The sequence below is a fragment of the Pseudomonas sp. VMV1 genome (assembly GCF_056790235.1).
In genome coordinates, this window is the sequence record NZ_JBXGSE010000006.1 from 203,533 (window position 1) to 216,300 (window position 12,768).

Genomic DNA, 12,768 nt, shown 5'->3' on the forward strand with positions numbered 1-12,768 from the left:
GCTAGTCCTGGTTGGTGATTACGCGCCAGGTCTGGCGGCGACTGGCGGGCAGATCACCCCGCAAGCCATTCGGTGACTTGCCGTCGCTGCCATAGATCGCCGCATCCGCCAGGGTCCCTTCCATGCTGAAAGTGCCGTCACCGTAGACGAAGGGCACGATCCCACCGAGCAGACCATCGAGCTGGATACGCCCATAGACCGTGTCCGTCCCCAAGTTGAACAGGCCGCTGTTGTTGCCGCCGGTGTAGGGATCCAGGGCATAGAGGTAGGTAGTGACCCCGGCGGTACAGGCGTCGGTGCTGGGAATCAGGGAACTCATCAGCAGGGTACCGTTGAACAGTTGGGGCTTGTTGATTACCAGTTCGCCATTCAAGGGCAGATTCAGATACCAGCCCTGTTTGCCATTGGTCGCCGTAATGGCGTCATAGCTGACTGACGTCGTGGAGAGGGTGTTAGCCGTACTGCTGACGCTGGAACCGGCAGAACTGGTGTAGCTGATGCGCTGATCGCTGCCCAGGGTCTGCTGCTGGAGGTTGGCGATCGTCAGTACCGGAGTACTGCCAGCGGCCGAGCCATCGGTCTGGCGATCCCAGATGCCGTAGAGAGTCATCGCCTTGCTGGTATTGGCGAGGGCGTCGCTGGCTTCGAGATACTTACCGGTACCAAAGAGCACCAGATGTCCCGTTCCACTCGGGTGAGCCACGACCGCAGGACTGGCGGTGATCGGCTGGACCAGATTGGTAGTACCGGACACCAGGCTACTGGCCTGGGCGGTATAGAGTGGCCGCCCCCCGAAGGCGACACGGAAGTTGTCCGCTGCGGCCGTTGCGGTTAGGGAGGTGCCGATCAGATCGAAGCGCCAGAGATTGCCGTGGAGGTCACCGGCATAGGCGTAATCGGCAATCAGGTCGCCATCGACATCGGCCACGAAGGGCGAACTCAGGCCGTTGGGTGTGGCGATATTATCGCTGGCCGGCAAGGCCTTGATCAGGCTGCCGTCGGCCACGCTCATTACATAGAGCACGGCGTTGTCCTGGGCACTGTTGTAGCCATTGCTGACCACCACGCCCCAGCCGCCGGTATGCAGCCGGGTAATGACGGGCTGGGCGTAGGTGAAGCCCAGGTCCTTGTAGCTGGCGTCGGCGTCAGACTTTTCCCAGAGCAGCACCGGGGCATTGGGATTGGTTATGTCCAGTGCAAAGATGCCCCGCCCTCCCCCGCGCAACGTGCCGATCAGTACCGTGCGCCAGGCCCCGTTGAAATAGACGTCGCCCACTACTGGCGTGTTGTCGACATAGGACTGATGGCCCCCTCCGTTATAGCTGCGCTCCGTCAGCCGGGTGAGATTGACGATGACCGCGCTGGGAACGAAGGCATAGACCTCCTGCCCCTGGTCGTTGAAGGCATGCAGCATGCCGTCGTTGGCACCGACATAGATACGTCGCTCACGGGACGCATTGGTGCTGCGGAACGTCGCGTAGGAATTGTCGCCAACGGTCGCGTCCATCAGGGCGATGGGACTATTGGGGCCATCCACTACCACCGGTGAGGAATTCACGATGTCACCAAGGATATGACTGCGCGGCCGGAACGCCGGCGTAGCGCCAGGCGCCTCCTGGCCACGATCGCCGCGCAGATAATCCACTCGACGACTGCCATAGGTGTCGGTCGTGCCACCGGAAGTCTTGTTGAGACTGAGTCGTTGATCGGTATTCAGATTCACCCAGGCGAAATCGGTCAAGGCGCCACCCTTGGCCATATAGATCTTGCGAGTGCCGAAGCCGGTATTACCTGCAGCGTACTTGCCATCGAGTTGTTGAGCGGCGCTCCAGATCCTCGTCTGGGTGGTACCCGTGCGTTGGTACTTGATGACATCCCCGCTCCAGTCGGCACTGGAAAAGGATGGGGAATAGGTAAAGAGCGCGTTGGTGTCCCCCACTCGGGTGGGCGATACGATCTGGCTGGCGCCGACGCTGGTGGACTGGGTGATCCGCGTGACGACCTTGCCAAGGGAGGTGATCAGATCGCTGGCGTTTTCCGCACTGAAGAACTCGCCCCGCGAATTGATCGCCGCGTGCCAGAGGTCGTAGACGTTATTCTGATTGACCGAGTTATCCGCACCCGCCACCGGCCAGGGCGTAGTGCTTGCGGCCAAGCCAGCATAGCCACCGGCGAAGGTATCGCCATCCCAATCGGGATTGATCAGCGCACTGCTCAAGCCGATACCCACGTAGAACCCCGTGAGGTGCTGCCAGGTGGCGGGGTCATTGCGCGGATTCCAGTAGGGCGAAAGCGTATTGGGGCCCCGAACCTCGCTGTTGGTCACGGTATTGTAGGGCGGTACCTTGTTGTCGAGCCCGGGTTGGGCATCGGTGCGCCAGTAGAGAAAGGCCAGGTCTGCGAGAGTGCTGGAGGTGGTGTCTTGGAAGGGTGCCTGGGGTGAGTACTGCTGTCCGTCCGGGAGGGTCGCGGCAGAGCCGTCGGAGTTGCTGGAGGTAAAGGCCGAATTCCAGATCCCGTCCGTCACCACCAGACTATAGCTGGCGCGACAGCCATAGACCGGTGACTCGCTGTTACCTGGATCGTAGGCGTATGGGCTATTGCTCCCACTGGTCTTGAGCAGCTCGCCGACACGAGCAACCGCCTGGAGCAGCGGCGTGCTCTGGTTGTAATAGACATCACCGAGCCAGGTGAAGAAAGCCGCCCGGTGCGAACCAGCAAAGGGTCTCAACCGATTGTCATAGGTCGTGGAACTGGAGTTGCTGATGCCGCGGCAGTTGGCGTTGGCTGTTACCAAGATGCAGCTGTCACTGGTACCTAATGCCTGCCAGCCAAGTCGGAGATTTTCCGAGGCATCCGCCAGGGCCAGGTTGGTCGATGTCTGAGCGGCCAGGGCACGGCTGCGATAGAAGGAATACCAGTTAGCAAAGTTCTGCCGCTCGTCCGTCCCGCCGGGACCGGAAGAGCTGCCGACCAGGACCCGGCGGTAACAGCCCTCGGTCTGCAAGGTGGCGGGAAGACAAGTACTGAGTGTCGTATCGTAGAGATAGTAATAGGCCTGCACGCCGGTGATGGCAGCAGAAACATTGGTATTGGCCGTGACCGTGTAGTTGACCGAGGAAACCACCCCAAGCAGCCCGTAGTCCACGTTGCGGGTACAGGTAACATTGCTGTAGGTAACCGACGTCGTATTGGCAATGCTCGCAGTACAGCCACCATTGAGCGCTGCCCCTGTCAGTAGGCGCTCAAGCAGGGAGGCGTCGCTGATACTGACTTGAGCACCGTTGATGTTCTCGCTGAAGCCGACACCCAACAGAATAGTGAGCAGCGTGAGGCTGCCATAGGTCGAGCTGGTTCCACGGTAATTACCACTACTGAAAAAATCCTGAGACGGGTTCTCCGCCAGCATGCTCGGGCTATTGTTCTGCAGCCCCGGATTTCCGTAGGAGTTACCCCGCGCCACATTGGGATCTGTAGTAACCAGATTGGGGTTATAACTCCAGCTGACGCGGTAGTCGGTGGCCAGATTGACGCTACCCAGGCTCGATCGATAGCCGTTTACATAGGCACTGGTAAAGCTGGTGGACAGTCGCGTACGGGTCAGCCCGCCCGTACTGCTGTAGCTCACCGCATAGGGCGCCGGATAGCTGATCGCCGGGTTGTAGTAGAGACTGTTGAAGGCCGCCGATTTGGCACGGCGGGTTGGGCGGATGGCATCGGTATTGGAGGCATCCGGCACCACCGCCATCTGCATGCTGGTGGAATTGTCCAGGGTAACGAACAGATTGGGACCGACACTGTTGGTCAGAAACAGCAGCTGTTGGCTCAGATTCAGGGCCGCAGCCTGAGCCGCAGGTGCGGCCAGGGTCAGCAGCAGGGCCAGAGACCCGATGCCCGATGCAGCTCGGCTCATGGCACCTCCAGGGCGACGACACTTTGCAGGATTACCGGAAAGCGCTTGCCGCGATCCTGGGCCACGGCAGTGATCCGAAACAGGTTGGTGGCTGGCGCCGAGACATCGACCGAGCTGCTACCTATGGCCGTCACTACCCAACGGGGTGTCTGGGCGAAGGAAGCGCTGCCATCGGAGCCGCGATAGGCGACGGTACGCGCTGTAGGATCGGTCCCGCTTGCCTGAAGCGCCGCTGCTGCCCAGGTCTGGGTCAGGGCACCGGTATTGAGATCGCTAGCCTTGGTCAGGATGCACAGGTCGCCGGTTGGCGCCTTAGCGAAGGCACTGCGTACCGCTGGCACGCTTTCCGAACAACTGGCGAAGCCGGCACTGAAGGCCGTGAAGGACGGTTGCCGACTGAGGGCCACCAATCGCCGCTCACCTTCGCGCAACGCCGCCTCCGCGGCATTGAAGGCCTGGGTGTTTTCCAGAGCGGCACCGCCACTGCGCGCCTGCAGCAAGGTCTGACGCATGCTGGAGGCGGCCAGTAGCGACAGCAGCAACAACATCACCAGGGCGATCAGCAAGGTCGCGCCGCGCTGCCTGCCAAGGACCGGGCTCATAGCGCAAGATTCCTCAGGGTGACGGTGCTCTGCAGTATCTGCATGGGTCGACTGGCGTCCGCGATCTGCAGTCCGGTCAGGGTCTGCCAATTGGCAGCCGTATTGCTGGCCACATCGCTGGGTAATGCTTCAGTGGTACTGAGCAATGCCGCGTAGCGCACGGCTGGTGTATCCGCCTTGGGTGGGATTGACCAGCGGAAGTCCTGCAGTCCCTGCACCAGCACCGCACTGCCCTTCGGTGTCAGCGCGCCCCCACGCTCGCTCCAGACGGTGCAGCTCAGGGTGCCACTGCCAGGGGCATTTCCTGCCGTATAGCGCAGCTTAAGCAGGACGTTGCCGCCTGCATTGAGATTCACTCGCGGGATGGGGTTGCCGAGGCAGTCCTGGTCCTTGCTGTCCAGTGCGCCCTGATAGCGAATGCAGACACCGGTGGGTGCGTTGACGCTGTCCGTGGTCGCTGCGAAGGTGGCGCCGGCAGCGAAGGCTGGACAGCTGATGTCATCGGCATCCTTGACCTCACCCACCGCCGGAAAGGCTGCCTGCAGGCTACCCTGATAACGGATTTCGGCGCGGAAGCCGGTCCGTGCCAATTGCCGATCGAGCACCTGCAAGGTCAGCTGGGCGTTGTTGCGATTGCCGGTCTGGCCCTGCTGGAAGAGAAAGCTGCGCTTGTTGTTGATATAGATCTGCGAAACGCCCAGCACTAGAAAGGTGCCCACGGTCAGGACGATCATCATCTCGATGAGGGAAAAGCCCCTCTGTCTGCGTGGTTTGAGGTCCATGGCCTACAGCTCCGAGCGTAGGGCGTAGTAGCAGACGCCCCTGGGGCAATTCAGCGAATCGTTGCTGACGTCCTGCCAGGCCACCACCACCATTACCGGTGCCACCGCATTGGTCTCGCAGACCTTGAGCGGTGTGGTATTACCGGCGGTATCGCTGGAGGGCAATGGCGGTACGCCGGACGCCGGACAGACCGCGAAACTGCTGGCGATCAGCGTATCCGTCACCGGCAGCAAGGCTTTCACCTGATTCAACCAGCAAACCAGATCCTGCCCCGCCACCGTCTCGCCTCCTGCGGAGCGATCCCGGGTCAAACAGGTCTTGCCGGCATCGAGCGCCTTGGTGCGAAAGTTGGTGCCGGGCTGCTTGATATAGGCTCCGTCGATCTTGACCTTGTCACTCGCCACCACCTGATCACGATTGCTGCGCATCAGTTCGAGCAGCTCGTTGGCCAGCACCATGGCGTTGCTGCGCTGCACGGAGTCTTGGGACAGCGCCACGCTACGCGTTTGCAGGGCGACCATGCCCAGCACGCCGATGCAGATGATCACCAGACTGACCAGCACCTCGATCATGCTGAACCCACCCTCCCGACGCTTCATCTAGCTGCACCCCACGGCGCTGGCACGACTAGGCGTGTAGTCGATTACTGTCAGCACTCCGCCTTGGTTGAGGGTGAACTGCTTGCCTTGGGTGAGCGCATTGGTGGCGCAGATGCGAATGGTGGCTTCGCCGCTGAGTTTCAGACTGCCATTGGGCTGGAAGGTCAGACTAGTGAGAGGAGCACCGCCAATGAAACCCCTCCCGTTGACGCCATTTCCCAGCCCGCCACTGTATTGCCGCAGGACTTCGGCATTTGGCAGCACCACAGTCTTGGCCGTGGTGATTTTCAGCGCACCCATCCAGCCATTGGTATCTTCCGGCTCGGTGGCGATCACGACGTTCACCCCCCGGCTCATGGCTTCACTGCGTGCATAATAGAGAGCGCGCTGCAACTCCCCTGCTGCCGCCTGGACGCGGTTGCTTTGCACCAGGTTCGCGAAGCCAGGCGCCGCCAGCGCCGTTACAATACCCAGCAGCGCTATGACGACCAGGACCTCGATGAGCGTGAAACCCGAGAGGCGTTTCGACTGCATTCCCACCGCCTAAAAGCTCGTTACTTCACCTGATAGTAGTAAGTGCTTAGGCAGTCGCTATGACCGGCTATCGCTTCTATTCGCGCGGAAAGCTACCCGGATTAAGGTGTTCGCCGGAGATGAGCGAAATAGAGCGCGGCGTGATAAGTCGAGGATGGCAAGGCGGAATACTGGAAGCAGAAAGATTTCGGGATAACGCTTAGTCTGGGGCTGGGTCTGAGGAAGAATAAGTGCCCAGAAACGCAAAAACCCTCCTTGCGGAGGGTTTCTGGTAGAAATGGTGGGTCGTGTAGGATTCGAACCTACGACCAATTGGTTAAAAGCCAACTGCTCTACCAACTGAGCTAACGACCCAAATATGGTCGGGGTAGGGGGATTCGAACTCCCGACATCCTGCTCCCAAAGCAGGCGCGCTACCGGGCTGCGCTATACCCCGAAACTGGAAGTGGCTCCGCGACCTGGACTCGAACCAGGGACCCAATGATTAACAGTCATTTGCTCTACCGACTGAGCTATCGCGGAACTTCGGTCTTCCAACCCCGCTTACCGTAAAGCCCTTTAGGCTTTGCCGTAAGTGAGGTGCGCCATTTTACGGAAGTAGAAACAGACGTCAACACCTAGCCTGCTGTTTTTTCACAAATTTATGTAGAAAGCCGGGCGACCCTGAAGTCGCCCGGTGTTTTCCTAGGCAAAGACGATCTCGTCATCCTCCACACTGCCCTGAATCCGGCTGCCCGGCGCGAAAGCGCCAGACAGGATGCGCTGGGCCAGCGGGTTCTCGATCCAGCGCTGGATAGCCCGCTTCAGCGGACGCGCGCCGTAGACCGGGTCGTAGCCCACCGCGACCAGCTTGTCCAAGGCCTCGGGCGTCAGCTCCAGCTGCAGATCACGCTCGGCCAGTCGCTGCCGCAGGTGCTGCAACTGGATCTCGGCGATGCCGGCGATCTGTTCGCGCCCCAGGGGCTCGAACACCACCACCTCGTCGATCCGGTTGATGAACTCGGGGCGGAAATGGCTCGCTACCGCATCCATCACCGCCGCGCGCTGGGCGTCGGGGTCGCCGACCAGTTCCTGAATCTGCGCCGAGCCCAGGTTCGAGGTCATGACGATCACCGCGTTGCGAAAATCCACCGTCCGGCCCTGGCTGTCGGTCAGACGGCCGTCGTCCAACACCTGCAGGAGGATATTGAAGACGTCCGGATGGGCCTTCTCCACTTCGTCCAGCAGGACCACCGAATAGGGTTTGCGCCGTACGGCCTCGGTCAGGTAACCGCCCTCCTCATAACCGACATAGCCGGGCGGCGCACCGATCAGCCGAGCCACGGAGTGCTTCTCCATGAACTCGGACATGTCGATGCGCACCATGGCGTCTTCGGTATCGAAGAGAAACTCCGCCAGCGACTTGCATAGCTCGGTCTTGCCCACCCCGGTCGGGCCGAGGAAGAGGAAGGAGCCGCTGGGGCGATTCGGATCGGACAGCCCCGCCCGCGACCGGCGCACGGCATTGGCCACCGCGGTAACCGCCTCGTCCTGACCGATCACCCTGTTGTGCAGGGCGTCTTCCATGCGCAAGAGCTTGTCGCGCTCACCTTCGAGCATCTTGCTGACCGGGATGCCGGTCCACTTGGAGACCACTTCGGCGATCTCGTCTTCGGTGACCTTGTTGCGCAGGAGCTGGTTGGCCGGTTTCTCGTGCTGGTCGACCATCTGCAGGCTGCGCTCCAGATCGGGGATGGTGCCGTACTGCAGCTCGGCCATGCGGTTGAGGTCACCCTTGCGACGGGCCGCCTCCAGCTCGATACGTGCCTGCTCGATGCGCTGCTGCAGCTGAGCGGAATCCTGCACTTCGGCCTTTTCGGCCTTCCAGATCTCTTCCAGGTCGGCGTATTCCTGCTCGAGGCGAGCGATGTCCTCGTCGAGCTTTTCCAGACGCTTGCGCGCGGCCTCGTCCTCTTCCTTCTTCAATGCCTGGCGCTCCACCTTGAGCTGGATCAGCCGGCGGTCCAGACGATCCAGGGCCTCGGGCTTGGAATCGATCTCCATGCGGATGCGGCTGGCGGCTTCGTCGATCAGGTCGATGGCCTTGTCCGGCAGCTGGCGATCGGTGATGTAGCGATGGGACAGCTTGGCCGCGGCGATGATGGCGCCGTCGGTGATGGCCACCTTGTGGTGCACCTCGTAGCGCTCCTTGAGGCCACGCAGGATGGCAATGGTGTCTTCTTCGCTCGGTTCGTCCACCAGCACCTTCTGGAAGCGCCGCTCAAGGGCCGCATCCTTCTCTATGAACTGGCGATACTCGTCGAGGGTGGTGGCACCGACACAATGCAGCTCGCCACGGGCCAGGGCCGGCTTGAGCATGTTGCCGGCATCCATGGCGCCCTCGGCCTTGCCGGCGCCGACCATGGTGTGCAGTTCGTCGATGAACAGGATGATGCGGCCTTCCTGCTTGCCCAGTTCGTTGAGCACGCCTTTCAGGCGCTCCTCGAACTCGCCGCGGAACTTGGCACCGGCGATCAGGGCACCCATGTCCAGTGCCAGCAGGCGCTTGTCCTTGAGGCCGTCAGGCACTTCGCCGTTGATGATGCGCTGGGCCAGGCCCTCGGCGATGGCGGTCTTGCCAACGCCAGGCTCACCGATCAGCACCGGGTTGTTCTTGGTCCGGCGCTGCAGGACCTGGATGGTGCGGCGGATCTCGTCGTCACGACCGATCACCGGATCGAGCTTGCCATCCTCGGCGCGCTTGGTGAGGTCGACGGTGAACTTGTCCAGGGCCTTGCGGCTGTCCTCGGCATTGGGGTCGTTGACCGCTTCGCCACCCCGCAGGTTGTTGATGGCGTTCTCCAGCGCCTTGCGCGAAACGCCCTGCCCCAGCAGCAACTTGCCGAGACGGGTGTTCTCGTCCATGGCGGCGAGCAGGACCAGTTCGCTGGAGATGAACTGGTCACCCTTCTGCTGGGCCAGGCGATCGGCCTGGTTGAGCAGACGCGCCAGGTCCTGGGAGAGATTCACGTCGCCCGTGGGCGTCTGGATCTTGGGCAGCTTGTCCAGCTCTTCGGCCAGGGTCTTGCGCAAGCTGGCGAGGTCGAAGCCGACCTGGCGCAGCAACGGGGAAATGGAACCACCCTGCTGTTCGAGCAGAGCGGAGAACAGGTGTAGCGGCTCGATGGCCGGATGGTCATGGCCTACGGCCAAGGACTGGGCATCCGCCAGGGCGAGCTGCAGTTTGCTGGTAAAACGGTCTATACGCATGGGCAAGGTCCTATCTGAAACGCGGGACAGCGCGGCAGACGGCGCTTTTGATTACCCGCGGGAATGACCTTTAGATAGGGGCGATGCGTAACGATTCAAGCCAATGAGGCTTGACATCCCGAAAAAAGACCTAGGGATTGATCCAGATCAGGCTGGCGAAGCGACCCGTGCGAGGGGCACGCCGATAGGAGAAGAAGCGCTGGTGATCAGCGAAGGTATCGAAGCCGCCGCCATATACCGCGGTGATGCCCTGGGCAGCGAGCCGCAGACGCGCCAGGGCGTAGAGATCACCCAGGTACTTGTCTCCGCCTCGCGCCATGAAGCAGCGTTCCGCCTCGGCGTGCTGGGCGATGAAAGCCTCGCGTACCTCGGCGCCCACTTCGAAGCTGGCCGGACCAATGGCCGGGCCCAACCAGACCAGCACCTCGGCGGGCGCTACCTCCAGGCTGGTGGCGGCAGCTTCCAGTACGCCACCGGCCAGACCGCGCCAGCCGGCATGAGCCGCCGCGACGCGCGAACCATCGCGGCGACAGAACAACGCCGGCAGGCAATCCGCGGTCATCATGGTCACGGCAACGCCGGGCGTCTCAGTCCACGCGGCATCGGCGCACAACACCCGAGCCGGATCGGCCTCGACCACGTCGGTGCCGTGCACCTGTTCGAGCCAGGCCGGCTGGCAGCCAAGCGCCTCGCCCAGGCGCCGACGATTTTCCGCGACTGCCGCCGGATCGTCGCCGACGTGGTTACCGAGATTGAAGCTAGCGAAAGGCGGCTGGCTGACACCACCGGCACGGGTGGTGACGCAGGCCTGGACGCCGACCGGCGCCGGCCAGTCCGGCCGCAGCCAGTCAGCGCCTGTCACTCGAAGGACTCCCGGTCCTGGCGCAACAGATCGAGCAGCCAGACCAGATCTTCCGGCAGCGGCGATTCCCAGCGCAGACGCTCGCCGGTCACCGGATGATCCAGTTCGAGAAAGCGGGCATGCAGGGCTTGGCGCGGAAACTCGCGCAGGGTCTTGATCAGGGTCGGGTTGGTCGCTGGCGGAATCTTGAAGCGACCACCGTAGACCGGATCGCCTACCAGGGGAAAACCGACGTGGGTCATGTGCACGCGGATCTGGTGGGTCCGGCCGGTCTCCAGCTTGACCCGGGTATGGGTATAGGCGCGGAAGCGCTCCAGCACCCGGTAGTGACTGACGGCGGGCTTGCCACCGGCGATCACCGCCATCTGCTGACGCCGCTGGGAATGCCGACCGATGGGGGCATTGACCGTGCTCCCGGCGACGATCACCCCGGCGACGATGGCTTCGTAGATGCGGCTCACCGACCGCGCCTGCAGCTGGGCGACCAGATGGGTATGGGCCTCCAGGGTCTTGGCCACCACCATGAGACCGGTGGTGTCCTTGTCCAGGCGATGGACGATACCGGCGCGCGGCACGCTTTCCAGTCCCGGCACATGGTGCAGCAAGGCATTGAGCAGGGTGCCATCGGCGTGGCCAGCGGCCGGATGCACCACCAGCCCGGCCGGCTTGTCGAGCACCAGCAGGTGATCGTCTTCGTAGACGATGTCCAGCTCGATGTCCTGGGCAACCCACTCGCCCTGGGCTTCGCGCTCGGCACGCAGTGCCAGCTGGGCCCCGCCGTGCACGGTGTCACGTGGGCGCAGCACGGCGCCATCGACGGTCAGGCTGCCATCCTTGATCCAGGCGGCGAGACGCGAGCGGGAGTGTTCGGCGAACAACTGGGCAGCGACCTGATCGAGGCGCTGGCCACCAAGTTCGTAGGGGACTTCGGCATTGAGAACGATGGATTCGGACATGGATCTGCGCGGGCAATGGCGGGGCTTTTGGAATCGGCCCGACCCTGTGGTTAAATACGGCGACTTTTTTGCCCCGGCATTCCGGGTCGATCATCATAACAGGACGGTTCCGGCCCCGTCACAGGCTAGGTGAGTGCCTTCCGCCCTCATCCCTGCACCGCCGACCGTTTCGGGGAATCCAAGCCGCCATGCAATTGAAGCACCTGCTGCTGGTCACCAGCCTAGTCCTCACCGCCGCCTGCTCCTCGAAAGCGCCCGAGGTTCCGGAAAACATGCCGGAAGGCGAGCTCTATACTCAGGCTCAGCGCGATATCTCCAACAGCAGCTACACGGACGCCATCAGCAAGCTGAAGGCCCTGGAGTCGCGCTATCCCTTCGGTCGCTATGCCGAACAGGCCCAGCTGGAGCTGATCTACGCCAACTACAAGAATGGCGAGCCCGAGGCAGCGCGCACGGCGGCGGATCGCTTCATCCGTCTGCATCCGCAGCACCCCAATGTCGACTATGCCTACTACATGAAGGGCGTGTCTTCCTTCGAACAGGACCGCGGCCTGCTGGCGCGCTTCCTGCCGCTGGACATGACCAAGCGTGATCCAGGCGCGGCGCGTGACTCCTTCAATGACTTCGCCCAGTTCGCCAGCCGCTTCCCCAACAGCCGCTACGCGCCGGACGCCAAGGCGCGCATGGTCTACCTGCGCAACCTGCTGGCGGCCTACGACGTGCATGTCGGCCACTACTACCTGACCCGCAAGGCCTATGTGGCCGCCGCCAACCGCGGCCGCTACGTGGTCGAGAATTTCCAGGGTACGCCGTCCGTGGGTGATGGCCTGGCGATCATGACCGAAGCCTACAAGCACCTGGGCCTCAACGACCTGGCGGCCACCAGCCTGGAAACCCTCAAGCTCAACTACCCGGACAACGTCAGCCTCAAGGATGGCGAATTCCAGCTGCGCGAGCCGGACGACAAGGATCAGCAGCGTTCCTGGCTGACCCGCGCGACCCTGGGCCTGATCGATCGCCCGAGCGATCCGCTGCCGCCCGGTGAGACCCGTGCCAGCCAGGACATCCAGCGCAAGTTCCAGGAAGAGCGTGACAACCTGGCGCCCGAGCTCCGCATCGTCGACCCGGCCGAAGCCGAGAAGGCCGGTGGCGCGACGCCGGCTCCGGCCAAGCGTTCCTGGTTCAGCCGCCTGACCTTTGGTCTGTTCGACTGATCCAGCACCAGACGTGAAAAAGGGGAAGCCAGTGGCTTCCCCTTTTTATTGCGTCA

Annotated in this window: 9 protein-coding genes and 3 tRNA genes; 1 reads left to right on the forward strand and 11 read right to left on the reverse strand. The window is 62.4% G+C overall.

The genetic code is table 11. The annotated features are described in order from the left end of the window. Position 1 precedes the first annotated feature (1 nt). From ACUCV0_RS18755 to rluD, 11 genes are all read right to left on the reverse strand, one after another. Positions 2-3,913 carry a pilus assembly protein gene (locus ACUCV0_RS18755; RefSeq protein ID WP_482213363.1) on the reverse strand — a complete coding sequence of 1,304 codons (3,912 nt, stop codon included), beginning with the start codon at positions 3,911-3,913 and terminating at the stop codon, positions 2-4. After that, positions 3,910-4,515: a pilus assembly PilX family protein gene (locus tag ACUCV0_RS18760; RefSeq protein WP_482213364.1), complete on the reverse strand. Its 606-nt coding sequence runs from the start codon at positions 4,513-4,515 to the stop codon at positions 3,910-3,912. Before ACUCV0_RS18760 ends, ACUCV0_RS18755 begins: the two co-directional genes overlap by 4 nt. Next, positions 4,512-5,297, reverse strand: a complete 786-nt coding sequence (locus tag ACUCV0_RS18765; RefSeq protein WP_482213365.1) for a PilW family protein — start codon at positions 5,295-5,297, stop codon at positions 4,512-4,514. The genes ACUCV0_RS18760 and ACUCV0_RS18765 overlap by 4 nt, the downstream gene beginning before the upstream one ends. A gap of 3 nt (positions 5,298-5,300) precedes the next feature. Further along, positions 5,301-5,897, reverse strand: a complete 597-nt coding sequence (gene pilV / locus ACUCV0_RS18770) for a type IV pilus modification protein PilV (protein WP_059316084.1) — start codon at positions 5,895-5,897, stop codon at positions 5,301-5,303. Then, entirely contained in the window at positions 5,898-6,431 is a 534-nt protein-coding gene (locus ACUCV0_RS18775) for a GspH/FimT family pseudopilin (protein ID WP_482213366.1), read from the reverse strand. It lies immediately after the preceding gene. 278 nt (positions 6,432-6,709) lie between these two features. Next, positions 6,710-6,785 (reverse strand) — tRNA-Lys (locus tag ACUCV0_RS18780). A gap of 5 nt (positions 6,786-6,790) precedes the next feature. Continuing rightward, positions 6,791-6,867: transfer RNA gene (locus tag ACUCV0_RS18785), tRNA-Pro, on the reverse strand. Positions 6,868-6,877: 10 nt separating this feature from the next. Then, positions 6,878-6,953 (reverse strand) — tRNA-Asn (locus ACUCV0_RS18790). A gap of 162 nt (positions 6,954-7,115) precedes the next feature. Further along, positions 7,116-9,680, reverse strand: coding sequence for an ATP-dependent chaperone ClpB (gene clpB, locus ACUCV0_RS18795; protein WP_059316086.1), 2,565 nt, complete (start codon positions 9,678-9,680; stop codon positions 7,116-7,118). Positions 9,681-9,810: 130 nt separating this feature from the next. Next, entirely contained in the window at positions 9,811-10,542 is a 732-nt protein-coding gene (gene pgeF / locus ACUCV0_RS18800; RefSeq protein ID WP_482213367.1) for a peptidoglycan editing factor PgeF, read from the reverse strand. Then, entirely contained in the window at positions 10,539-11,498 is a 960-nt protein-coding gene (gene rluD, locus ACUCV0_RS18805; RefSeq protein ID WP_059316088.1) for a 23S rRNA pseudouridine(1911/1915/1917) synthase RluD, read from the reverse strand. The genes pgeF and rluD overlap by 4 nt, the downstream gene beginning before the upstream one ends. A gap of 188 nt (positions 11,499-11,686) precedes the next feature. On the opposite strand from rluD, the gene ACUCV0_RS18810 reads away from it, so the two are divergent. Continuing rightward, complete coding sequence (locus tag ACUCV0_RS18810) at positions 11,687-12,712, forward strand: outer membrane protein assembly factor BamD (protein ID WP_482213368.1); 1,026 nt, start codon at positions 11,687-11,689, stop codon at positions 12,710-12,712. Positions 12,713-12,768 lie beyond the last annotated feature (56 nt).